Origin of the sequence: uncultured Sphingopyxis sp. (assembly GCF_900078365.1) — a bacterium.
Classification (GTDB): Bacteria; Pseudomonadota; Alphaproteobacteria; order Sphingomonadales; family Sphingomonadaceae; genus Sphingopyxis.
On sequence record NZ_LT598653.1, the window covers coordinates 2,235,782 to 2,258,780 of the forward strand.

Here is a 22,999-nt window from a genome sequence, read left to right on the forward strand (position 1 = left end):
CGATGACCTCTGCCCGCCGCGCGCTTTTCACCCTCGCCGCCTTCTCCGCCATCATCGGCACCGCGCACGCCGCTAGCCCGACGATGTTCCGCGACGCGGGCTGCGGCTGCTGCCTTAAATGGCTCGAGCAGGTGAAGGCCTCATTCGGGGCGAAGGCGGTGATCGTCAATTCGCCTAACATGGCGGCGGTCAAGGACAAGCAGGGCGTGCCGCAGGCGCTCAGAAGCTGCCACACCGTGCTCGTCGGCGGCTATGTGATCGAGGGCCATGTGCCCGCGAAGGAGATCGCGCGCCTGCTCCGCGAAAAGCCGAGGGGCGTGAAGGGCCTCGCCGTCGCCGGCATGCCAGTCGGATCGCCGGGCATGGAGCATGGCGACCACCGCGAAGCCTATAAGGTCATGACCTTCGGCCCCGGCGGCCAGCGCGTCTATGCGAGCTACATCGCGAGCGGCGGCGCGCACGCGCATTGACCCCACTCTCCGTCATCCCGGCGAAGGCCGGGATCTCACCCGTGGATCAGGACACCGACGTAGAGATCCCGGCCTTCGCCGGGATGACGGAAGTGTATGGCCGATGCAACAGACCTGATCAGGCCAGCTCGGCCTTGAACAGTTCGAGCATCCGCGCCCACGCCTTCTCCGCCGCCGCTTCATTATAGACGCGGCCGTCGGGCGGGCACCAGCCGTGCTGGGCCGGATAGACCTCGACCTCGTGCCACTGCGAACGCGGTTCGAGCACCGATTTCAGCAGGACTTTCTCGTTCGGCGTTTCCTTGTCGTCATCTTCGGCGATCGCGAAGAGATAGCCGGCTTTGGTGCCCGGGATCAGCAGGTGCGGGCTGTCGGGCTTGCCGGTCCCCACGCCGCCGCCGTGAAAACTCGCCGCCGCGCCGACACGGTCGGGCTTGAGCGCCGCGGTATAGATGACCATCGGCCCGCCCATGCAATACCCCGTGGTGCCGAGCCCCCGCGCTGTATCGACTTCAGCCTGCGCGTCGAGAAAGGCGAGATGCGCCTTGGCGTCGGTCTCGACGATCGGCCTGGTGAGTTGCTTGAGATAGCCGAACAGTTTCTCGCGCACCGCCGGATTGCCCCAATCGTTCGCCGCATCGACCACCGGCGACTTCTGCCAGCGATAGAAGGGATTCACCGTCAGCACCGCATAGCCCTCGCCCGCCAGCCGGTCGGCCATCTGGCGAAAGGCGGGGCGCAGCCCGCGAATGTCGGGCCACACCAGCACACCGGGGTGCTTGCCCTCCGCCGGCGCGACGAAATAGGTGTCGCAAATACCGTCGTCGGTCGTGATCGTGACGTCGCGCCCCTTCACCGGCTTGCCCGCCATCGCGCGCGCCGGCAGTGCCGCAATCAACGCGCCAGCGCTCGCGAGCGCGGCGAAGCTGCGGCGCGCGACGGGCATTCCGGCACGGTCGCGATCGGCTTCCATCTTCTCGGTACACATGGGGCTCTCTCCTTGGGGCGTTGAGAAAAGTCGCGGAAAACTGGGCGACTTCACTCGCGATTGCATATTTCGTCCCGTTATCGGGATCGATCAGGAGGTAAGGCTAGTCCAGCATCGCATTGTAGGACAGTGTTTTCACCATGTCGCCGTTCCCTTCCTTCGTCATTCCCGCGAAAGCGGGAACCCAGTTGCAAGGTCCGCTGGGTTCCCGCTTTCGTCGGGAATGACGAGTTAGAGGGTCAGAGTGGCTAGCTCATCAAAGCTCAGCACCACATGATGCACCCCGACCTCGCGCAGCATCTCGCCATGCGCCGCCCGGTCGGCAATATGCCCCGCGCCGCAGAAGCCGACGACGGTCATCCCCGCCGCGATCGCGGCCCGCGCGCCGGTCGGCGAATCCTCGATCGCCAGGCAATCCGCCGGATCGACGCCTAGCCCCTTGGCGGCGGCGAGATAGATGTCGGGATGCGGCTTGCCGCGGTCCCAGCCGTCGGCGCTGTAGACATGCTCGCCGAAATGATGCGCGAGCCCGAACAGGCCGAGCGCCCAGCCGATATATTCGGCGCGGCTCGACGAAGCGATCGCGCGCGGCGTGGCGCCGAGCCCGCCGAGGAAATCGGCAACGCCCGGAACGGCATCGAAGCCCTCCATATAGCGCGCCCGCGCCCGCTCGCGGTGAGTCTCGCGAAAATCGGCGGGCAGCGGGCGGCCGTATCGCGCCTCGATCCGCCGCTGCGTCTCCTGCCAATTATGCCCGTAATAGTCGGCGAGGCACTCGTCATAGGTCGCGGGCATCCCCGCCGCGGTCAGGCTCTCGGCGAGCGACAGGTTCGCGCGCACCTCGCTGTCGGCGACGACGCCGTCGAAGTCGAAGATGATTGCGCTGAACATCATTTGCAGATCCAATCTCGTCATTCCCGCGAAAGCGGGAACCCAGCGAGCCAGCGTTGCTGCTGGGTTCCCGCTTTCGCGGGAATGACGAAGGGGTTAATTATTCCACCGTCACCGATTTCGCCAGGTTCCGTGGCTGATCGACGTCGGTCCCCTTGGCGACCGCGACATGATAGGCGAGCAGTTGCACCGGCACCGCATAGACGAGCGGCGCGATCAGCGGGTGAACCTTGGGCATCTCGATCGTCGCCATGCAGCCTTCGCCGGCTTCGGCGAGCCCCTCGGCATCACTGATCAGCACGACCTTGCCGCCGCGCGCCATCACCTCCTGCATATTGCTGACGGTCTTTTCGAACAGCGGCCCCGACGGCGCGAGCACGATCACCGGCACCGCTTCGTCGATCAGCGCGATGGGCCCGTGCTTCATTTCGCCCGACGCATAGCCTTCGGCGTGGATGTAGCTGATTTCCTTCAGTTTCAGCGCGCCTTCGAGCGCGAGCGGGTAGTCGGGGCCGCGGCCGAGATAGAGCACGTCGCGCGCGGGAGCGACGAGATGCGCCATCTTCGATATGTCCTCATCATGCGCGAGCGCGGCGTTGAGCGCGGCGGGCGCCTCGATCAGATGTTTGACGATCTCGCGCTCGTCGGCCTCGCTGAGTTTGCCCTTCTTGCGCGCGAGATGTGCGGCGAGCGCGGCGAGCACCGCGAGCTGGCAGGTGAAGGCCTTGGTCGACGCGACCCCGATCTCCGGCCCCGCGTGCGTCGGGAGCAGCAGGTCGGCCTCGCGCGCCATGCTGCTCGTCGGCACATTGACCACGACCGCGATCGTCTGGCCGTTCGCCTTGCAGTGGCGGAGCGCCGCGAGCGTGTCGGCGGTCTCGCCCGACTGCGAGATAAACAGGGACAGTCCCCCTTTTTGCAGCACCGGATCGCGGTAGCGGAACTCCGACGCGACATCGATGTCGACGGGCACGCGAGCAAAGGTTTCGAACCAATATTTGGCGACCATGCCGGCATAGAAGCTGGTCCCGCACGCGACGATGGTGATGCGGTCGATCGAGCTCAGGTCGAAATCCATCTGCGGCAGCGCGACCGTCTGTTCGAGCGGGCGGATATAGGAGGAGAGCGTCTGCGCGACCACTGTCGGCTGCTCGAAAATCTCCTTCTGCATGAAGTGGCGGTAATTGCCCTTTTCGACCGCAGCGGCGGTGACGCCCGAGGTGGTGATCTCGCGCTCGACCGGATTATTGCCGGCGTCGTGGATTTGCGCGCCATCCTGCGTGATCACGACCCAGTCGCCCTCGTCGAGATAGGCGATCTTCTGCGTCAGCGGCGCGAGCGCGAGCGCGTCGGAGCCCAGATAGGTCTCCCCGTCCCCATAGCCGACGACGAGCGGCGAGCCGAGCCGCGCGCCGATGAGCAGGCCGGGATGCTGGCGAAAGGCGATGGCGAGCGCGAAGGCACCGCGCAGCTGCGGCAGCACCGCCTTCACCGCATCCTGCGGCGACAGGCCCGCCTCGATCTGTTCCGAAACGAGATGCGCGACGACCTCGGTGTCGGTCTCGCTTTCGAACGTGCGCCCGCGCGCGGTGAGCGCCTCGCGCAGCGGCTTGAAATTCTCGATGATGCCGTTGTGGACGAGCGCGACCTCGCCCGTCGCGTGCGGGTGCGCGTTGCTCGTCGTTGGCGCGCCGTGCGTCGCCCAGCGCGTGTGCGCGATGCCGACGGTGCCGGGCGCCGGATTGCCCGCGAGTTCCTTGACCAGATTGCCGAGCTTGCCCTCGGCACGGCGGCGGATCAGCTGGCCGCCCTCGACGGTACATACGCCCGCCGAATCATAGCCGCGATATTCCATGCGCCGCAGCCCGTCGACGAGGCGGTCCGCAACCTGCGCCTTGCCGATGATTCCGATGATTCCGCACATAGTTGGGGCGCCTTCTTCTTATAAAATATAGGGAACACGGATTCCCGGCACATTGGCCGGGAAATCCTTGATATTGCGGGTAATGAGAATCCCCCCGTTCACCTGTGCGGTGGCGAGAATATAGGCGTCCATCAGCTTCATTCGCGACCGGAAACGGATATCGGCGGCGGCCGTGGCGATACGCGCGTCAAGCTCGACGACGTCGAAATTGGCAAGCGCCTGCCGGACATCGTCCCGCGCATCGAGCGCCTCGCCCGCCAGCACCTCGGTCCAGACGATGCGGCTGATGCGATGGCCGCTATATCGAGCCAGTTCCGCGGCCGCCTGAGGACGGCGCTTCAACCAGTCGATCACGATATTCGTGTCGAAGAAGGGAGCGGACACGGATCAGATATCTTCGTAGGGTCTGCGATCTTCGCGTATCGCCCGTTGATATTCGACGCCGTCCGGGATGTCGTCCCGATCGGCCCACAATCCGGCCCAACGCTCGATCCAGTCCTTGCTGTTGTCGTTCTGCGTCAGATACAGTTTCACCGCCTCGCGGATCGCCGCCGCGCGCGAACGCTTCGACTTCGCCGCCAGCGCGTCGAGCTTTTCGATGTCCTCGTCGGGAATGTCCGTCAGGATTCGCATTGATATACTGATATCATATCATGATATCATGTCAAGCGCGCCCGAAATTGCGATCGACGAAGATCATCGCGAACTGCCGCGGATCTGCGGCCTCGCCGTGACCCTCGGCATAGCGCGCCTTGCCGTCGGTCCATATCTTCCGGATCTGGGCGGGCAATTCGGGGCCGAATTTCATCTGCCGCGCGACAATCTGTTCCCAGTTTCCCTTGACGCCAAAGCTCTGCTCGAGCTGCGGCGCCATCGCCTGGCAATAGGCCTCCGTCTCGGGGTCGAGTTGGTCGATCGCCTTCAGCACCCACGCGTCGACGAAGCGCAGGAACGGCTTGTCGGTATAGCGGTCGCTCATTTCGTGTCCGCCGCCTTCTTCTTGCGCATCGCGTCGTGGAAGCGGTCGGCCCAGCCGGGCTTCATCAACTGCTCGCCGCGGACGAGGCGGAGTTCGCCATCGGCGACGTCGCGCGTCACCGCGCTGCCCGCCGCGACGATCGCGTCGGCGCCGATCTTCACCGGCGCGACGAGCGCGCTGTTCGATCCGATGAAGGCGCGCTCGCCGATCTCGGTCTTATATTTGAAATAGCCATCGTAATTGCAGGTGATCGTCCCCGCGCCGATATTCGCGCCCGCCCCGACCGTCGCGTCGCCGAGGTATGTGAGGTGGTTCGCTTTCGCACCCTCGCCGAGCACCGCCTTTTTCGTCTCGACGAAATTGCCGATCTTCGCCTTTTCGCCGAGCACCGTGCCCGGGCGCAGACGCGCGAAGGGGCCGACCTCGCAACCCGCGCCGATCGTCGCGCCTTCGATATGGCTGTTGGCGCGGATGTTGACGCCGTCGGCCACCTTCACCCCCGGGCCGAAAAAGACGTTCGGCTCGATCGTCACGTCGCGGCCGAGCTCGGTATCCCACGAGAACCAGACGGTATCGGGCGCGCGCAGCGACGCGCCGCCCGCCATCGCCTCCTCGCGCTTGAACGCCTGCCATTGCGCTTCGGCGGCCGCGAGTTCGGCGCGGCTGTTGATCCCGGCAACCTCGGCCGCGTCGGCTTCGACAACGGCGACCCGCTGCCCCTCGGCGATCGCGCCGGTCGCGACATCGGGCAGATAATATTCACCCGCGGCATTGTCGTTGCCGACCGCTTCGAGCAGCCGCCACATGTCGTGGGCGGCCGCCACGATAACGCCCGAGTTGCACAAATCGACCGCGCGTTCTTCGGGGCTCGCGTCCTTATGCTCGACCATCTTCGACACATTGCCATCGGCATCGGCGATGATCCGCCCATAGGCGGCGGTATCACGCGGGCGGAAACCCAGCACCGCGACCAGCGCGCCCGTTTCCAGCGGAGCGCAGAGGCGGCGGATGGTCCCGGCGGTGAGCATCGGACAATCGCCGAAACAGACGAGCACAGTGCCGTCGAACCCCGCGAGAGCATCCTTCGCCTGAAGTGCGGCATGCGCCGTTCCGAGTTGCGGATCCTGCACCGCGACCAGCGCGCCCGTCCCGGCGACGGCGGCCTCGACCTGATCGCGCTTGTCGCCCACGACCACGACCGTCTTCGCGGGCGGCAGCGCGGAAAAACTCGCCATCAGATGCAGCAGCATCGGCCGCCCCGCGATCGGGTGCAGCACCTTGTGCAGGTCGGACTTCATGCGGGTGCCCTTGCCCGCGGCAAGGATGATGGCGGCGATGGGATTGCTCATGGCCGCTGCCATGCCAGCAAATCATTGCGGTTTCCAGAGCATCGCGCCATGCGCGGCGGATGAACGGATTTCCTTTCGCGACCATCGGCTTCGACCTCGACGGCACGCTCATCGACACGCTCGGCGACCTTGCCGCGGCGGTCAATCATACGCTCGCGCAAATGGATCGCGCGCCGCTTGCCGAGGCGGCGGTGCGGCCGATGATCGGGCGCGGCGCGAAGCATATGCTCGAAGAGGGCTTGCGCGCCTCGGGCGGCGTTCCCGATGGCGCGGTCGAACGCCTCTATCCGGAACTGCTGCGCTTTTACGAAGCGCATATCGCGGTCCACAGCCGCCCCTTTCCGGGCGTCGTCGCCGCGCTCGACCGGCTCGACGCGCTCGGCGTGCGCACCGCGGTCGTGACCAACAAGCTCGAGGGACTCGCGCGCCAGTTGCTCGGCGAACTGGGCCTCGCCGACCGGATGGCGACGATCATCGGCGGCGACACGGTGGGAGCACGCAAACCCTCGCCCGAGCCGATCCGCGCGATGATCGAGCGGTGCGGCGGAGGGCCCGCGGCCTTCGTCGGCGACAGCATCTATGACGTCATGGCGGCGAAGAATGCGGACGTGCCGAGCGTCGCGGTCAGCTTCGGCTTCCTCGACCGGCCCGCGGGCGAGCTGGGCGCCGACCATGTGATCGATCATTATGACGAACTGGTCCCGCTGCTCGCGCGGCTCTAGTCTCCTCCCCCGTCAGCCCGGCCTGCGCCGGGATGACGGATATCAGAAGCCCTATCGTTTCCGCCACTTCGTCCAGAGATGCTTCGCGAGCATCGCGGGCGGCATGCGCAGCCAGTGCGAGCGGATGTAGAAGGCCTGTTCGAGCAGCGGGTTCGTCACCCGCCCCCAGTCGTCGCGCGCGAGCAGTCGGCGGGCGAACAGATCGTCGCTCCACCGGCGGTCGAACTCGATCGCCGAAGGCCCGGAATAGGCCTTGAGCGGTGTGCCGTAGAGCCGGTGGGAAAGTCGAAAGGCCCGTTTGACGACATCGACAAGGCCGTGCCGGGCGGCCTCCTCGATCGCGTCGAGATAAAAGTCCGGATCGGCCTTGACGAAATCGAGGACGAGGCAGTGAAAATCCCAGAGATTTCTCAGCCCCCCCTGCAAGTCGCCGTCGGCCAGCAGGTGGGCGGCGCAATGGCAGGCCATCGCAGCGGGGTTGAGTATTCGAAAGCCTGAGGGAAGTTCGACGGCATCGGCGATCAGGACGAGCGCGTCGGGCGTGATGCGATGCGTCTTTGGCAGGATCGTGTGGTGGACGTCGATCATCCGGTCGCGGCCCGAGTGGATCATCGGCGGCAGCTCGTGCATGTGCGCGCGGTAATAATGATCGTCATAGGGGTCCGACTTGACCCATTCCCACCCCGCCTTGAGCAGCGCATTTTCGGCGCGGCGGATGTCGGCGGCGAGCACGAGGATGTCGAGGTCGCCGATCTGCCGCCCCGCCGCGCACGCCATGCCCGCGGCGGCATAGGCCGCGCCCTTGAGCAGCACGAATTCGATCCCCGCGGGCGCGAGCGCGCGGCGCGCCATTTCGGCCTCCCAAAGGGCCTGCGCCTGCGCGACCGCCGCCGCCGCGCGCTGGTCGGCGAACAGCGCCGCGACGCTGGACGGCAGCGCCGCGCCTTCGAGCCGGTGCGCGAGCGTCGCGAGCATCGCCTCGCTGCGCGCGACGCCGATCACCCCGTCCCAGTCGCGCGGCGCGAGCGCCGCCGGGGCGCGCCGCCCGGCGAGCAGATCGACGAAGGCGGCGACCGCGCTCACCGTGCCGCCTCCGCCCATAATTGCTCGACCAGCGCGATCCCCGCCGCGCTGTCGGGATAGGTGATGCCGAACGCCGGCGTTTCGCGCACCAGCCGCGTCAGCGCGGCGAAGCCCGCCTCGCCGAGCGCGACATAGTTGGTCGACGCCTCGGTCAGCCTGACGAACGCCTCGCCCTCGCCCATCGGCTCGACGGCGGCCTCTCCCCCAAAGCGCGGGAAGAGCAGCAGCGCGGGGCGCGCGGGCGCGTGCATCGCGGCGATCGCATCGGCACGCGGGATCAGGTGGCGGACGTCGCCCTTCGGCGTCCCCGTCATCAAGGGGCCGAGCCGCGCCGGATCGACGCGCGCCGCGACTTCGGCGATCGCTTCATTTTTCAGACTCACCGCGCGCGGGAAAGCGAAGGCGTCGCCGCCCGACGGGTCGATCAGCGTGAACTCGTCGCCCATCAGCCGCCAGTCGCCCTCGCCGAGCAGCGCGGCGAGCGTCGATTTGCCCGACCCCGATTCGCCCGACATGATCAGCGCGCGGCCGTCCTTCGCGACCGCGCTCGCGTGGAGCAGCAGGTGCCGTCGCCATCCCAGCGCGACCTGCAAATTCATCCCCATCTCGGCGGCGAGCAGCCCCATCGACAGCGGCAGCGGCAGCGCGCCGGGCACGACGAAATCGCCGCCGATATGCACCGAGGGGCGCAGCCAGCGCCGCCACGGCCGCCCCGCGAACAGCCGCACCGTCGCGTCGGCGGGGCGCGTTTCGTCCTGCGGATAGCTCGCATAGAGACGTTCGAGCGCCGCGACCGGTGCCGCCCAGTCGCTGCCGATGCGGAATTGCACCGGGCCGACCGCGATGCGTGCGCTATGCCTCACGCGCGCTCCACCAGCCCCATCGCCGCAAGCTCGGAAAGCCGCTCGGCGAGGATCGGCTGCGCCTCCTCCGCGCTGCCGAGGTCGAACGTCGCAGCGAGCCGCTCGGCGAGGCGCGCAGGGGTGCAGGCGTCGGCGCCCAGTGCGTCCAATATCTCGGGCACCGGCGACACGACGAGGTGCGTCTGTATCGATCGCCGGTCGAAGATCGCGGTCAGTTCGCCGAGCGGCTCGATATGCAGCGCATCGGCCGGCGCGGCGCGATAGGCGCGATCAGCCATAATCTTCGGCGGCGACGATCAGCTTGGCGAGGATCGCCATCAATGTCGCGCGTTCGCGCGCGCTGAGTTTCGATTCGAGCTGCGTCTCGCTCGCGAGCGCCGCCGGGACGATCGCGTCATAGAGCGAGCGCCCGGTCTCGGTGAGATCGAGATGGTGCGAGCGCCCGTCGGCCTCATGCGCCTGGCGCGCGATCAGTTGTCGATCCGCGAGCGCCTTCGCAGCGCGGCTTACCGTGACCTTGTCCATGCGCGTCGCGGCGACGAGTTCGCGCTGCGTCTTGGGCTGGCCTTCGCCGAGCACCGCCATCAGCCGCCATTCGGGAATCTTGAGTCCGAAGCGATTCTCATATTCGGCGGCGATCCGGCTCGACAGGGCGTTCGAGGCGATGGACAGGCGATAGGGCAGGAAATTGTCCAGATTCAGCTTCTTCGCGGCCATGCTTACCCAATCCCCACACGCGTCATTCCCGGCGGCTACTATCCTATCGCCTGTTTCGGACCTGTGAAGGCCGGAATGTCAAACGCACGCTGCCCTACGCGCGGCGCCGTGGCCGGAGGAAAGCATCTCACGCAAACGCGCAAAGGCGCGAAGAAAGGAAAAATGGACTCACACAAAGACACAAAGAGGGTGGCCTGAACCGGCGTCGCAGTTCCTGGATCGCGCGAAGCCCCTTTTCACGGTCGCCTGCGGCGACAAGCCACCCCCGCACGAGCGCGCGCCATCTTTGTGTCTTTGTGTGAGATATTCTTTCTTCGCGCCTTTGCGCCTTTGCGTGAAATTCCGAAAATCAGAAAGACAGGCGCGCACCGATCCACAAGGTCCGCGGCGTCGCGCGCTCGACGATGCCCGAGGAGAAAATCGCCGCCGGCACCAGCGCGTCGAACAGATTCTCGCCGCGCGCCTCGATGCTGACCGCCTCGCTGAACCGCCACGACAGCCCGGCGTCCAGCGTCAGCGCGTCGTCGAGCGCCAGCAGCCCGAGATCATCCTCATTCTGCTCGCCGATATAGCGCAGCGTCGCGAAGCCACCCAACGGTCCTTGCGCATTGCTGCGCAGCGATACGCTACCGCCATGTTTCGCGATCTGCGCCGGGCGGCGGCCGTCGAGCATCGCCGCTCCGCCCGAAGCGTCGACCTCGGCGTCGGTAAAGGCATAGGTCGCGCGCAGCGTCGCGGGTCCGATCCGCTGCTCGGCCATCACCTCGACGCCCTTGCTGTCGATCGCGTCGAGATTCTGCCGCTGGTTGAGGTTCGGCGCGAGCGTCACATTGGCGATGGCGTTCGTCAGCCGGTTGGCGAAGAGCGTGACCGACAGGATCGTCCCGCCGCTTTCCCAGCCGGCGCCGACCTCGCCGCCCCACAGCCGTTCGGGTTTCAGCATTTCGTTGGCGAGGGTGGTTTCGGCGCCGACGCGGAACGGGCGGTAAAGCTCGTTGAGCGTCGGCAGCCGCCAGCCGCGATAGGCGGCGGCGCGCAGCGAAACCGAATCCGACGTCCAGCGCACGCCCGCGCGCCCGCTGGCTTCCCATCCCTGCCGCGCGGCAAAGCCGAGATCGGTGATCACCGGCCCGCCGCCGCGATTGCGCTCGAGCCGATAGCCGGTGCCAAGCCACCAGCGATCGACGCGCCCGCTCAGCGTCCAGAGGAAGCCGTCATATTGGTTGCCCGATGTCCATTCGGCAAAGGCGCCGACGGTGTCGCTGCTGCCCCCGGCCGAGCGATGGCGGCCGGGAACGCCGTCCGTAAAGAAGAAGTCCTCCTCGGTCCGGCCCACCGTGCGCCGCCAGTCGGCACCGATGCGGAGCGGATTGGCGTCGCCGATCGCGGGACGCAGTTCGAAGCGGCCGCCGAGGCCGGTGGCGGGGATGCGCTGGAACAAGGCGGGGTTCGCGCTGCCGCGCCCCGCCGCGACGCTCGCGAAGCCGCTCTCGAAATCGCGGAGCTGGATATAGCCGAGCGCGAGCCATTGGGTCGCTCCCGCGGGGTCGTGGACGAAACGCACGCTGGCATCGACGCCGCCGGTCTTGCTCGTCGTGAAATCGACGCCGCGATCACGCTGGTCGGAGAAGCCACGAACGCTCGCTTCGATCCGGCTGCTGTCGCCGGCATCGAAACGCAGGCGCAGCCCCAACCCGCCCTGCTCATAGGGGGCCGCGCGGTCCGCCGCGCCGCGCTGTCCTTGTGCGACGGGGATGAACCCGTCGCCCCGGCTATAGCGGCCGTCAACGGCGACCTGCCCGCCGCCGACCTGACCGCCCACCGACGCGGAAGCGTCCCATCCGTCGCGGCTGCCATAGGCAAGACTCGCTTCGACGCCGTCGGTCATCGTCGAATGGAGGCCGATCGTCCCCGCCAGCGCGCCCGGCCCGTCGGCGCCGCTGCCCCCGCCGCGCGTCACGACGATGCCGCCGAGACCCACCGCATCATATGCGCTCCACGCGACCCAGCCGCCGAACGGATCGGACTGCGGCACGCCATCGAGCGTCACCAGCGCGCGGCTCGACGCATTGCCGCCGAGCCCGCGCAGCGTCACGCCCTGACTTGTCGGATGCGCCGAGCGGCCGTCGGATCGGCGGAACTGGACGATGCCCGCCTCGTCGCGCAGGCGATTCTCGACACGCACGCCGAGGCCGGGCTGCACGTCGGAAATGACAACCGAACCCTGAACTCTGTCGCTGTTCGTCCGGCGCAACTGGCCGCTCCCGTTCACGATGATGACGTCGCGCGCAATTCGCTGGCCGAGCCACACGCAGCAGCCCCCGTCGAAATCGGGTTCGAGTTCGCTCGCCTCCTGCGCTACGGCCGCCGCCGGCAGCGCCAGCACCGCGGTTCCCGCAAGCAGCCGGATCACGCGGGCTTGACCGCGTCGGGATGCGCCTTCTTGAACGCGTCATGCTCCATGCACGCCGCGTCGATCGCGACGAGCCGCGGATAATCGTCGAGCGGGGTCTCGAACCGCCGCGCATTATACATTTGCGGGACGAGGCAGCAGTCGGCGATCCCCGGCGTGTCGCCGCCAAGGAAGCGCCCATCGCCTGCCATCGCTTCGAGCGCGTCGAAGCCTTGCACGATCCAGTGGCGATACCAGCGGTCCTTGGTCTGTTCGTTGAGCCCGAGGTCGCGCTTCAGATATTTGAGCACGCGAAGGTTGTTGAGCGGGTGGATGTCGCTCGCGATCACCTGCGCGCGCGCAAGCGCGACCGCGCGCGGCATCGCCTCCTCGGGGATCAGCCGCGGTTCGGGATAGGCGCGGTCGAGCCAGTCGATGATCGCCATGCTCTGGATGATCGGCTCGCCGTCGACGACAAGCATCGGCACGAAGCCCTGCGCATTCTGCTCCAGATAGGCGTCGCTGCGCTGCTCGCCCGCGATCAGGCTGACTTCGACACGGCTATAGTCGAGCCCTTTCAGGTTGAGCGCGATACGGACGCGAAAGCTGGCCGAGGAGCGGAAATAATCATGGAGGACGAGGGTGGTCATAAATCGTGCGCGCCATTCTTTCATCGTCATCCCGGCGAAGGCCGGGATCTCGCCCTTGCGTCAGGCCGGACCGGTGAGATCCCGGCCTTCGCGGGGATGACGAATATGAGGGGCGCGCGCTTCATTCAAGGCCGATCGCCAGCGATCACTCACCCTTCGGCATCTCCGCAATCCATTGCCGGAGCAGCGCCGCGCCTTCCTTGTGAACCGTAGATCGCCCGACCTCGGGCATCGCGATGCCGGGATCGGTGCTTTCGAGGCGATAGATCAGGAAACTATGGTCGGGATCGCCGGGCGCAATCGCGAACTCCATGCCCCCGCTGCCGCGTCCCGCTGCGGTCGGGCGCTTGCCGATGCCATAGTTGACGCTCTTGGGATCGTCGGTCCAGCGCAGGAACAGCCCGCTGTTCGACGCGCTGCCCGCCGGGTTGTGGCAATGCGCGCAATTGACGTCGAGATAGGCGCGGGCGCGGGTCGCAACGCTGCCAGCTTTCGGATCGTCCCACTGCGGCATCACCGGTTTCAGCTCCGCCGGATTCGCGAAATAGAGGGCGCGCAGCTCGTCCGAAGCCGCGGGGTCGAGGATGAAGTTCCGTGCCTTTGGCCCGATCGGCACGATTTCGCCGTTCAGGCTGTGGCATTCCTTGCACTGGTTCTTGTTCGGCACCGCATAGCGGATGCTGTGCGTCGCACCATCGGGACTCTTGAACGTCACCGGCACGCGCCGCCCGCCGAGCGCCAGCGTCGCGTCCTTGCCGTCGGCGTCCCATATATAGGGCAAGGCGACCCAGCCCGCGGCACGATGGATCAGCAAGCGCGTTTCGACCGGGCGCCCTTCGTTGACGTCCGGCCAGCCGAAGCTTTTGACGAGCACCGTGCCCACCGGAAATGCGATCGTCCCGTCGGCGGCGACCGTCGCCTTCTTCCCTGCCGGAATGGAGACGAAGCGATGCTTGTCGGTATAGTCGCTGAACAGCGGCGCGCGCAGCGTATAGCCGATGCCCGTCGCGGGCTGCTTGGGGTCGTTGCCGCGAAACAGTCCGAAGGCCGACAGCTTCGGCGGCATCGCGTCGCTCTCGACGAGCGCCTGATCGACGCCGGGGAGTGATCCTGCCGCTCCCCCGCTCGCACATAGCAGCGCCGCACCGAGCGCGGCGAAAACGCGTTTCACTTGACCTTCGCCTCCATGCTTTCGGGCAGCTTGATCGCCGGCAGCGCCGCGGGCGGCGTGCCCTTCGACAGGTCGGCGGGAGCGGGCTTCGCTTCGCTCTGCGGCGTTTTCACGTCGGGCAGGTTCAGCGACAGCACCCCGACCTCGTCGAGCACGACCGCATCGCCCGCGCCGTCCCACAATATCGGCGGAATGCTCCCGCCCATCGCCGCCGCGATTTGGTCGCCGCCGGGGAATTGGGGCGCATAGCCCGCCTTGCCATGCTGGTTGCCGCGCACAACGATCGCCTTGGGCAGCGGCTGATATTTCGGGTCCTTATGCTCGTAGCGATAGCCGACGATCATCACATTGGCGGTGCCGTTATTATCGAAGATATTGTCGAAAATCTCGACATTGCGGTTCGCCATGATCAGCACGCCCGTGCCCGTCGGCACGCTCGCGACGATATTGCCCTTCGGCGCGAAGTTGGGCGTGCTGTTGTCGCTCACGATATTTTCAAACACGCGGACATTGTGCCCGCCCTGCATCGGCAGGCTCGGCAGATCGAACACCAGGATGCCGCCGGTATTCTTCGTCGCGACATTGTCGTGAACGTCGGCGTCATAGCTGTTCTCGATCTCGATCCCCGCGACATTCTCGGTCGCGATCGAATCGCGGACGACGATATTCTTCGACTGGCCGACGTAGATGCCCGCATCCGACGCGCCGCGCACATAGACGCTGTCGATCAGCACGTCGCTGCTCTCGACCGGATAGATGCCGTATGCACCGTTGGTTTCCTTCGGCCCCGCGGTCCATTCGACGCGCAGCTTGTGATAGACGATGCGGTCGGCGCCCTTCGACTTGATCCCGTCGCCCTTCGTATCGAGCACGGCGAATTCGGTGAGCAGCACATCATCGGAGGTGACGAGCAGACCCTCGCCCGCGCCCTGCTGCCCCGAAAAGTCGAGGATCGACCCGCCCTCGCCCGCCCCGGCGCCGCGCACCGTAACGCCGGCAACGTCGAGCGACAGCCCGTCGGTCAGCTTCCAGATGCCCGCGCCCAACTGCACCGTATCGCCCGGTTCGGCGAGGATCAGCGCCTCCTGCAGCTTTTCATTGGCGTCGGGCGTTTCCGCACTGACGCTGATGACTTTCGCCGCTGCCGGCTGGGCGGCAAGCGCCGCCGCGATGCAGAGCGTCGCCACGTGGCGGTTGAGGCCATGGAATCGCATATGTCTCTCCCCTGATTTTCACGGGAGCATGGTCCAAGACTTGACGGATGCCAAGCGGGTTGCTGACATATGTGTAGCTAACCGGGGAGAGGTCGCTTGATACACAGAATAGGACTGGCGCTTGTCGCCTTGATCGCCGCGCCATCGATTGCCGGGGCGCCCGCCTCGCTGTCGGGCCGCTGGAAAACCGACGACGGCAAGGGCATCGTCGCGATGGCGCCGTGCGGCACGAAGATGTGCGGCCGCATCGCCGAGCTTTTGATCAAGGAACCGGCGGGCGGCCAGCGCGACGAGCGCAACCCCGACAAGGCCAAGCGCGGCCGCATGGTCGAGGGGCTGCAAATCTATTGGGACCTCGTCCCGCACGAGGGCGGCTGGAAAGGCGAAGGCTATAGCCCCGAAGACGGCCGCTATTACAACGCGCACCTGCGCGTGAAGGGCGACAAGCTGACGATGAAGGGCTGCGTGGCGGTGTTCTGCCGCACCGTGACGTGGACGCGCGTGGGGTAAGAGTCCCCGCTTGCGGGAGGGGTTAGGGGAGGGGCTGTTCCAGCTCAGGAACGGGCGACGGGCAACATGCCCTCCCCCAACCCCTCCCGCAAGCGGGAGGGGAGAAGGTCACCCCTCGCCCAAAATCCAGTCGACCCCCGCCGCGACATGTATCCGCGTCGTGTCGTAAATCGGCAGGACATTGGCGTCGGTGTCGACGAGCATCACCAGTTCGGTGCAGGCGAGCACCACCGCCTGCACATCCTGCTTCGCGATGTCGGTGATAAAAGTCTTCATCGTCCGGCGCGAGCTTTCGTTCGCCTTGCCGAGCATCAGCTCTTCGTAGATGATCCGGTCGATCTCGTCGGCGCGGCTCGCGTCATAGGGCGCGAGCGTCAGCCCGTGGCGGACGAGCCGCTGGCGGAACCAGGGTTCGGTCATCACATTGCGCGTGCCGATCACCGCGGCCGCCTTGATCCCGTCGGCCTTCATCTTCTCGCCCGTCTCGTCGACGATGTGGAGCAAGGGGATGGAGATCGCCGCCGCGACATCCTCGGCGACCTTGTGCATCGAATTGGCCGCGATCATCAGCGCGGTCGCGCCTGCATCCTCGAGCCGCTTCGCCGAAGCGATGAGCACGTCCTTCGCATGCGCCCATTGCTCGGCCGTCGTGATCCGCGACAGCTCGCAATAGTTGAGGCTCTCCATCAGGATCGGCGCCGAACAGGCTGTCCCAAGGCGCTTTTGCACGCCCTTGTTGAGGTGGCGGTAGTATAGCTCGGTCGACGCCCAGCTCATTCCCCCGATCAGGCCGATTTTGCGCATAAGGTTCCCTGTCTCAAAAACACGTCGCCCCCGCGAAGGCGGGGGCCGCTGTCGAGGTAGCGCAAGGCTGCCAGCGGCCCCCGCCTTCGCGGGGGCGACGCTTTATGTCAATGCCCGCTGCCGCTCAGCGCCTTGACGATGTCGTCGGCCATCTTCTTCGCATCGCCGAGCAGCATCATCGTCTGGTCCATGTAGAACACATCGTTGTCGACGCCGGCATAGCCGACCCCGCCCATCGAACGCTTCACGAACAGCACGGTCTTCGCATTGGCGACATCGAGGATCGGCATGCCATAGATCGGCGACGATTTGTCGGTCTTCGCCGCCGGGTTGGTCACGTCGTTCGCGCCGATGACGAAAGCGACGTCGGCCTGCGCGAATTCGCCATTGATGTCCTCGAGCTCGAACACCTCGTCATAGGGCACGTTCGCCTCGGCGAGCAGCACGTTCATATGGCCCGGCATGCGCCCCGCGACGGGGTGGATCGCATATTTGACGTTGACGCCTTCCTTCTTGAGCTGATCGGCCATTTCGCGCAGCGCATGCTGCGCCTGCGCGACCGCCATGCCGTAACCGGGGACGATGATGACATTTTCGGCCTGGCTCATCAGGAAAGCCGCGTCGTCGGCGCTGCCCGGCTTCCACGGGCGCTGTTCCTTCGCGCCGCCCGCGCCCGCCGCGGCATCGTCGCCGCCGAAGCCGCCCGCGATCACGCTGATGAAGCTGCGGTTCATCGCGCGGCACATGATGTAGGACAGGATCGCACCCGACGAGCCGACGAGCGCGCCGGTGATGATCATCGCGGTGTTGCCGAGCGTGAAGCCCATCGCCGCCGCGGCCCAGCCCGAATAGCTGTTGAGCATCGACACGACGACCGGCATGTCGGCACCGCCGATCGGGATGATCAGCAGGAAACCAATGAGGAAGCTAAGCCCGGTTACCGTCCAGAACACCCACGGCGACTGGTCGAAGGTGAAATAGGCGACGAGCCCGATGATCGCGGCAAGCGTGCCGAGATTGATGACATGCCGCCCCGGCAGCATGATCGGCGCGCCCGACATGTTTCCGTTGAGCTTGAGGAAGGCGATCACGCTCCCCGAGAAGGTGATCGCGCCGATCGCGATGCCGAGGCCCATTTCGATGCGGCTGACCGTGAAAATCTGCCCCGCGGCATCGGCGATCCCGAACGCCTGCGGATTGAGATAGGCGGCCGCCGCGACGGCAACGGCGGCAAGGCCGACGAGGCTGTGAAACGCCGCGACGAGCTGCGGCATCGCGGTCATCGCGATCTTGCGCGCCATCACGATGCCGATCACGGCGCCGATGCCGATGGCGGCGAGGATTTCGGCCATCGCGACCGGATCGATCCCGGCATAGCTGTTCGTCGCGTCGCCGGTTTTCCAGGGCGCGTGCGTGAAGAGCGTCGTGACGACCGCGATCGTCATGCCCGCCATGCCATAGCGGTTGCCGCGGCGCGACGAGGCGGGCGACGACAGGCCGCGCAGCGCGAGAATGAAAAGCACGCCCGAAACGAGATAGGCGATCGCCGCCCACGGGTTCACGGCGCCGTGGCCGTCGGCTGCGGCGGCAAGGATCTGCTGGATGTCCATCTCAGCGTTCCTTCTTCTTGTACATCGCCAGCATGCGTTCGGTGACCGCGAAGCCGCCGAAGATATTGATGCTCGCCATCACCACCGCGGCGAGGCCGAGCCATTTCGACGAGGCCGAACCCGCCGCGGCGCTGGCGATCAGGGCGCCGACGATGATGACCGACGAAATGGCGTTGGTGACGCTCATCAGCGGCGTGTGCAGCGCCGGGGTCACCGACCAGACGACGAAATAGCCGACGAAGCACGCCAGCACGAAAATCGAAAAAATGGCGATAAAATCCACGGGCTCGCTCCCCTGCTGATTCCGTTTCGCGCACCTCTTGCCGCGCGCGGTCCGGCCTGTCGACTCCAAAGCGGGGAAAAAGACGCGCCGGCGTTTCGCGAAGCAGGAAATGCAGGCAATTTCCGACATAAAATATCGTTGCCGAACCCTTGGACTTGGGTAATCGAACGTCTGCAACGGGGGTGGGGAGCTGCCGTTGCCTATAACCGTCGCCCCCGCGAAGGCGGGGGCCGCCAGCGGCCTTAATCAGCGGTGTTGCGTAAACCGACAGCGGCCCCCGCCTTCGCGGGGGCGACGGTTAGTTTCGGCCGAAACCCGCCGGTCGGCGTCGTGGCGGCGGCAAACCGCCTACATTGCCGGCACCAGCACCGCATCGATCACATGAACCACACCGTTCGACTGCGCGAGATCGGCCCCGGTCACCGCCGCCTTGTTGCCGCTGCCGCTCGTCAGCAGGATCCTATTTCCGCTTTTCGTCGCGATCAGATCCTGCCCGCCGGCGGTCCTGAGCACCGCCCTGCCGCCGCCCTTGGCGATCTTCGCGGCCAGATCGGCGGCGGTCAGCCTGCCCGGGACGATATGATGGTCGAGCACGCTGGCGAGCACCGCCTGCTGCGCCGGGCGCATCCAGCCGTCGCGCGTCACCGGCGGGACCTGCGTGAAACCGGCGTCGGTCGGCGCGAAGACCGTGAACGGACCCGCACCCGACAGCTTCGCGGCGAGCCCCGCCTGCGCCAGCGCCGCCGCCAACGACCGGTGGATCGGCGAGGCCGCGAGGTTCGCGGCGATGCTGCTCGTCGCCTGCATCGCCGGGGCGTCGCCGCCGATCGCGGCCGCCATCGCGCCTTCGCCCGCGACCGGTTCGGCCGGCGCATCGCCCTTGCCGCAGCCCGTCAGGGCGAACGCCGCCACCGCGGCCCAGATCAGGTGAATTTTCATGGAGCGTCCTTCGAAAAACATGGCCGGCCGGCCGAATCGCCGCCGCCCGCCGGCATCAACACGCGCTTGATGACGTTCCCGTTACCGTCCGGCTGTCTTTCGTGACGCGCCGCCTCAGCGGCCGACGATCAGCTGCGTCATCAGCTTGTGGATGCGCTGCGGGTCGCTTTTGCGCGAAATCTTGACCTCGAGCGGCGTCGCCGCGCCCGAAACCCACATCTTCATATCGGCGTCGAGGTCGAAGGTTCCCGCCGTCTCGAACGAAAAGCGCGTGACCGAACGCCACGGAATGCTGAGAAATTCCTTCTTCGACCCCGTCAGCCCCTGCACGTCGACGAAGATGAAGCGCAGATTGGTGAGCAGCGCGGTGTCGCGCACCGTGCGGAACGCCGCCAAAACGCGCTCGCCGTCGATCAGCCAGGCCTGAAACTCGGCCTGCGCGCCAGCGACATCGATATCCCCGGCGCTGAACAGGCCCATCGTTCGCTTACCCCAGCAGCCGCTCGTTCACGACCTTGCCGCCCTGCGTCAGGCGCACGGCATTGCCGATTTCCTCGTCGAGCACGGGCTTGCCCGCTTCCTTGTCCCAGAAGGCCGAGAGGAAGTTGAACAGGTTGCGGCTGAACAGCGCGCTGGTGTCGGCGGGCATCAGCGCGGCGATATTCTTCGCGCCGATCACGGTGACGCCGTGAATCTTCCTCGCTTCGCCCGAGACCGAGCCTTCGACATTGCCGCCGCTTTCGGCGGCCATGTCGACGATCACGCTGCCGCTGCGCATCGTCGCGAGCTGCGCGTCGCTGATCAGCCGCGGCGCGGGGCGCCCCGGGATCAGCGCGGTGGTGATGACGATGTCCTGCTTGGCGATGTGCGACGACACGAGTTCAGCCTGCGCCGCCTTATATTCGTCGGACATTTCGGTGGCATAGCCGCCCGCGCCCTCGCCCTCGATCCCCGCGACGCTCTCGACGAAGATCGGCTTGGCGCCGAGCGAAAGAATCTGCTCCTTGGTCGCGGCACGGACGTCGGTCGCGCTGACCTGCGCGCCCAGACGCCGCGCGGTTGCGATCGCCTGCAGCCCGGCGACGCCGACGCCCATCACGAACGCCTTGGCGGCGCTCACCGTGCCCGCGGCGGTCATCATCATCGGAAAGGCGCGGCCATAGGCGTTCGCCGCCATCAGCACGGCCTTGTACCCCGCGAGATTGGCCTGGCTCGACAATATATCCATCGACTGCGCGCGCGTGATGCGCGGCATGAATTCCATTGCCAGCGCCTCGAGCCCCAGCTTGGCATAATCATCGACGCGCGCGCGCTCGCCGAACGGGTTGAGCCCCGCGGCGAGCCACGCGCCATCGGCGAAGCCCGACAGCGTCTTGGGATCGGGCCCCTGCACGCCGAGGATGATGTTCGCGCCCTTCAGCGCATCGGCGCGGCTGCCGACCGATGCGCCCGCCGCGCTATAATCGGCATCGGCGATCGAGGCCTGTTCGCCCGCGCCCGATTGGATGGCAACTTCGGCGCCCAGACCAATGAATTTCTTCACGGTTTCGGGGGTCGCGGCGACGCGGGTCTCGCCGGCGGCGAGCTCCTTCAATACGGCGATGCGCATGCCGGCCGGATCAGGAGGCGATGAGGAGGACGACGACGAGCACGGCCACCGCGGTGATGATCGACCCGACTTTCAGCAGGCTGAGGAAACCCGAATAGGTTTCGTTCGCCGCCTTCATTTCCTGCTGTGCCATCGCTTTTCCCCTTTTCACGCCTGTTCCTGCGCGCGCGCCAGAATCGGATATCGCGCCGGTCTTAGCCATGCCCCCCCCGATGCTCAAGTGCGGTTTGGCGGCTGGACTTCGCCGTGGCAAAAGAGGATTGGCCTTAATCGCCCTTTTACCCCTATCGGATAGATATGCGTCCCACAGTAGAACATAGCCGTAGCAGCGCCGATTCAGGGGGCAGATCCGATACGATGACGAACATGCGCGACACGCGAATGGTGATGATCGTCGACAGCGAGCCTGCCCAGCAGCGCTTTCTTTCGGCGCTGGCGTCGCGCGGCGGCTGGCGCAGCATCGTCGCCCCCGATACCGACACCGCCCTCGCCAGGCTCGGCACGCAGGAGGGCATGGCGCTCGACGCGGTGCTCGTCGATCAGGGCGCACCAGGCATCGACATCGCCGAATTCGTCGCCGAGCTGCGCCGCTGGCGCCCCGCGCTGCCGCTCGTCGTCATCACGATGCGCAACGGGGTCGAGGTCGCGGTCGCCGCGATGCGCGCCGGGGCGAGCGACTTCGTCCAGAAACCGATTGCGCCCGACCGGCTGCTCGAGGCGCTCGACCGCGTCGTGGCGACCGGCGGGCCGCAGGGCGAACTGCGCCCGCTCACCGAAAAGCTGCGCGCGCCCTTGGCTTTCGAGGAAATCATCGGGTCGAGCCCCAATTTCCGCAGCGCGCTCGCGATCGCCGCAAAGGCCGCGCGCGCGCGCGTGCCGGTGATGATCAACGGCAAGCCCGGCACCGGCAAGGAAGTCTTCGCCCGCGCCATCCACGGCGCGAGCCCGCGCGCGCGCGGCCAGCTCGTGATGGTCGATTGTTCGGCGGTCTCGCCCGGCCTCATCGGATCGGGGCTGTTCGGGCACGAGCGCGGTGCCTTTCCGGGCGCCTTCGACCGCCAGGTCGGTCGGCTCGTCCAGGCCGACGGCGGCAGCATCATCATCGACCATGTCGAGTGCATCCCGCTCGAAACGCAGGCGAAGCTCGTCGAATTTCTGAACTCGGGTGAGGTCCAGATGATCGGCGGCTCGATCCGCCAGAGCGTCGATGTCCGCATCATTGCGACCAGCGCGAGCCCGCTCGACAAGCTTATCGAGGCGGGCCATTTCCGCGAGGATCTCTTCTACGCGCTGTCGAGCGCGCAGCTCACCCTGCCCTCTTTGTCGGAACGCCGCGGCGACGTCGGCCCGCTCGCGCGCCATCTGCTCGCGCGCATCGGCGGCCTCCCCGGCATGGGCCCGATCGGCGTCACCGACGACGCGCTGCGCCTGCTCGCCGCCTATGCCTGGCCGGGCAACGTCCGCCAATTGCAGGACGTGCTGTTCCGCGCCGCGGTCGAGAGCAAGACCGACGTCCTCACCAGCGCCGATTTCCGCGCGATCGAAGCCGCGCTCGGCGGCGGCGTGAGCGACGGCGACGTCGCGATCAACGGCGAGGCGATCGGCGTCACCCTTTACCTTCCCGACGGCAATCTGCGGCCGCTCGAGGACATCGAGGCCGACGTCATCCGCCTCGCGATCGGCCACTACCGCGGCCGCATGAGCGAAGTCGCCCGCCGCCTCGGCATCGGCCGCTCGACGCTGTACCGCAAGCTGAGCGATCTCGGTATCGACACAGCGGCGTGAACCGGCCTTCTCCCCTCCCTGAAAGGGAGGGGCCGGGGGTGGGTCG

At 66.7% G+C, this 22,999-nt stretch carries 26 protein-coding genes; 4 read left to right on the top strand and 22 right to left on the bottom strand.

The annotated features are described in order from the left end of the window. The first annotated feature begins 2 nt into the window (after window positions 1–2). Window positions 3–470 (top strand): DUF411 domain-containing protein, encoded by a 468-nt coding sequence (locus tag QZL87_RS10290; RefSeq protein WP_295318947.1) that lies wholly within the window; start codon window positions 3–5, stop codon window positions 468–470. A gap of 118 nt (window positions 471–588) precedes the next feature. Here QZL87_RS10290 and QZL87_RS10295 read toward each other — a convergent pair whose 3' ends face one another. From QZL87_RS10295 to glmU, 7 genes are all read right to left on the bottom strand, one after another. After that, window positions 589–1,458, bottom strand: coding sequence for a dienelactone hydrolase family protein (locus QZL87_RS10295; protein WP_295318948.1), 870 nt, complete (start codon window positions 1,456–1,458; stop codon window positions 589–591). Window positions 1,459–1,689: 231 nt separating this feature from the next. Continuing rightward, window positions 1,690–2,352, bottom strand: a complete 663-nt coding sequence (locus QZL87_RS10300) for an HAD family phosphatase (RefSeq protein WP_295318950.1) — start codon at window positions 2,350–2,352, stop codon at window positions 1,690–1,692. 97 nt (window positions 2,353–2,449) lie between these two features. Next, window positions 2,450–4,273 carry a glutamine--fructose-6-phosphate transaminase (isomerizing) gene (gene glmS / locus QZL87_RS10305; RefSeq protein ID WP_295318954.1) on the bottom strand — a complete coding sequence of 608 codons (1,824 nt, stop codon included), beginning with the start codon at window positions 4,271–4,273 and terminating at the stop codon, window positions 2,450–2,452. Between the two features lie 18 nt (window positions 4,274–4,291). Continuing rightward, entirely contained in the window at window positions 4,292–4,657 is a 366-nt protein-coding gene (locus QZL87_RS10310; protein WP_295318956.1) for a type II toxin-antitoxin system VapC family toxin, read from the bottom strand. 3 nt (window positions 4,658–4,660) lie between these two features. Beyond that, window positions 4,661–4,906 carry a ribbon-helix-helix domain-containing protein gene (locus tag QZL87_RS10315; protein WP_295318958.1) on the bottom strand — a complete coding sequence of 82 codons (246 nt, stop codon included), beginning with the start codon at window positions 4,904–4,906 and terminating at the stop codon, window positions 4,661–4,663. A gap of 31 nt (window positions 4,907–4,937) precedes the next feature. After that, window positions 4,938–5,252 (bottom strand): hypothetical protein, encoded by a 315-nt coding sequence (locus tag QZL87_RS10320; RefSeq protein ID WP_295318960.1) that lies wholly within the window; start codon window positions 5,250–5,252, stop codon window positions 4,938–4,940. Continuing rightward, a complete protein-coding gene (gene glmU / locus QZL87_RS10325) occupies window positions 5,249–6,613 on the bottom strand; it encodes a bifunctional UDP-N-acetylglucosamine diphosphorylase/glucosamine-1-phosphate N-acetyltransferase GlmU (RefSeq protein WP_295318962.1) in 1,365 nt (454 codons plus the stop codon). Before glmU ends, QZL87_RS10320 begins: the two co-directional genes overlap by 4 nt. 47 nt (window positions 6,614–6,660) lie before the next feature. Between glmU and QZL87_RS10330 the strand changes: the two genes are divergently transcribed. Next, window positions 6,661–7,323, top strand: coding sequence for an HAD family hydrolase (locus QZL87_RS10330; RefSeq protein WP_295318964.1), 663 nt, complete (start codon window positions 6,661–6,663; stop codon window positions 7,321–7,323). A gap of 51 nt (window positions 7,324–7,374) precedes the next feature. Here the strand turns inward: QZL87_RS10330 and QZL87_RS10335 are convergent, their stop codons facing one another. The 8 genes from QZL87_RS10335 to QZL87_RS10370 form a co-directional block, all read right to left on the bottom strand. Beyond that, window positions 7,375–8,406 carry a nucleotidyltransferase family protein gene (locus QZL87_RS10335; protein ID WP_295318966.1) on the bottom strand — a complete coding sequence of 344 codons (1,032 nt, stop codon included), beginning with the start codon at window positions 8,404–8,406 and terminating at the stop codon, window positions 7,375–7,377. After that, the gene (locus tag QZL87_RS10340; RefSeq protein ID WP_295318968.1) at window positions 8,403–9,269 is read right to left on the bottom strand and encodes an HprK-related kinase A; all 867 of its coding nucleotides are present in this window, start codon (window positions 9,267–9,269) and stop codon (window positions 8,403–8,405) included. The genes QZL87_RS10335 and QZL87_RS10340 overlap by 4 nt, the downstream gene beginning before the upstream one ends. Next, window positions 9,266–9,547, bottom strand: a complete 282-nt coding sequence (locus QZL87_RS10345) for an HPr-rel-A system PqqD family peptide chaperone (RefSeq protein WP_295318970.1) — start codon at window positions 9,545–9,547, stop codon at window positions 9,266–9,268. Before QZL87_RS10345 ends, QZL87_RS10340 begins: the two co-directional genes overlap by 4 nt. Then, on the bottom strand, window positions 9,540–9,986 hold the full coding sequence (locus QZL87_RS10350) for a MarR family winged helix-turn-helix transcriptional regulator (RefSeq protein ID WP_295318972.1): 447 nt from the start codon (window positions 9,984–9,986) through the stop codon (window positions 9,540–9,542). The genes QZL87_RS10345 and QZL87_RS10350 overlap by 8 nt, the downstream gene beginning before the upstream one ends. A gap of 349 nt (window positions 9,987–10,335) precedes the next feature. After that, on the bottom strand, window positions 10,336–12,399 hold the full coding sequence (locus tag QZL87_RS10355) for a TonB-dependent receptor (RefSeq protein ID WP_295318974.1): 2,064 nt from the start codon (window positions 12,397–12,399) through the stop codon (window positions 10,336–10,338). Beyond that, window positions 12,396–13,028 carry a maleylacetoacetate isomerase gene (gene maiA / locus QZL87_RS10360; protein ID WP_295318976.1) on the bottom strand — a complete coding sequence of 211 codons (633 nt, stop codon included), beginning with the start codon at window positions 13,026–13,028 and terminating at the stop codon, window positions 12,396–12,398. Before maiA ends, QZL87_RS10355 begins: the two co-directional genes overlap by 4 nt. Window positions 13,029–13,173: 145 nt before the next feature. After that, complete coding sequence (locus QZL87_RS10365; RefSeq protein ID WP_295318979.1) at window positions 13,174–14,199, bottom strand: SO2930 family diheme c-type cytochrome; 1,026 nt, start codon at window positions 14,197–14,199, stop codon at window positions 13,174–13,176. Continuing rightward, window positions 14,196–15,413, bottom strand: a complete 1,218-nt coding sequence (locus QZL87_RS10370) for a parallel beta-helix domain-containing protein (protein WP_295318981.1) — start codon at window positions 15,411–15,413, stop codon at window positions 14,196–14,198. The genes QZL87_RS10365 and QZL87_RS10370 overlap by 4 nt, the downstream gene beginning before the upstream one ends. A gap of 96 nt (window positions 15,414–15,509) precedes the next feature. Between QZL87_RS10370 and QZL87_RS10375 the strand changes: the two genes are divergently transcribed. Continuing rightward, a complete protein-coding gene (locus tag QZL87_RS10375; RefSeq protein WP_295318984.1) occupies window positions 15,510–15,923 on the top strand; it encodes a DUF2147 domain-containing protein in 414 nt (137 codons plus the stop codon). 108 nt (window positions 15,924–16,031) lie between these two features. Here QZL87_RS10375 and QZL87_RS10380 read toward each other — a convergent pair whose 3' ends face one another. The 7 genes from QZL87_RS10380 to QZL87_RS10410 form a co-directional block, all read right to left on the bottom strand. Continuing rightward, on the bottom strand, window positions 16,032–16,727 hold the full coding sequence (locus QZL87_RS10380) for an amino acid racemase (RefSeq protein ID WP_295318986.1): 696 nt from the start codon (window positions 16,725–16,727) through the stop codon (window positions 16,032–16,034). Window positions 16,728–16,834: 107 nt separating this feature from the next. Further along, complete coding sequence (locus QZL87_RS10385; RefSeq protein WP_295318989.1) at window positions 16,835–18,337, bottom strand: NAD(P)(+) transhydrogenase (Re/Si-specific) subunit beta; 1,503 nt, start codon at window positions 18,335–18,337, stop codon at window positions 16,835–16,837. A gap of 1 nt (window position 18,338) precedes the next feature. Beyond that, complete coding sequence (locus QZL87_RS10390; RefSeq protein WP_037556765.1) at window positions 18,339–18,620, bottom strand: proton-translocating transhydrogenase family protein; 282 nt, start codon at window positions 18,618–18,620, stop codon at window positions 18,339–18,341. A gap of 348 nt (window positions 18,621–18,968) precedes the next feature. After that, window positions 18,969–19,559, bottom strand: coding sequence for a fasciclin domain-containing protein (locus QZL87_RS10395; RefSeq protein WP_295318991.1), 591 nt, complete (start codon window positions 19,557–19,559; stop codon window positions 18,969–18,971). Between the two features lie 114 nt (window positions 19,560–19,673). Continuing rightward, the gene (locus tag QZL87_RS10400) at window positions 19,674–20,039 is read right to left on the bottom strand and encodes a PH domain-containing protein (RefSeq protein ID WP_295318993.1); all 366 of its coding nucleotides are present in this window, start codon (window positions 20,037–20,039) and stop codon (window positions 19,674–19,676) included. A 7-nt stretch (window positions 20,040–20,046) separates the two neighbouring features. Next, window positions 20,047–21,168 carry an NAD(P) transhydrogenase subunit alpha gene (locus QZL87_RS10405; RefSeq protein ID WP_295318995.1) on the bottom strand — a complete coding sequence of 374 codons (1,122 nt, stop codon included), beginning with the start codon at window positions 21,166–21,168 and terminating at the stop codon, window positions 20,047–20,049. 10 nt (window positions 21,169–21,178) lie between these two features. Further along, window positions 21,179–21,301 (bottom strand): aa3-type cytochrome c oxidase subunit IV, encoded by a 123-nt coding sequence (locus tag QZL87_RS10410; protein WP_295318997.1) that lies wholly within the window; start codon window positions 21,299–21,301, stop codon window positions 21,179–21,181. Between the two features lie 224 nt (window positions 21,302–21,525). Between QZL87_RS10410 and QZL87_RS10415 the strand changes: the two genes are divergently transcribed. Further along, window positions 21,526–22,953 (top strand): sigma-54 dependent transcriptional regulator, encoded by a 1,428-nt coding sequence (locus QZL87_RS10415; RefSeq protein ID WP_295318999.1) that lies wholly within the window; start codon window positions 21,526–21,528, stop codon window positions 22,951–22,953. Window positions 22,954–22,999: the final 46 nt, after the last annotated feature.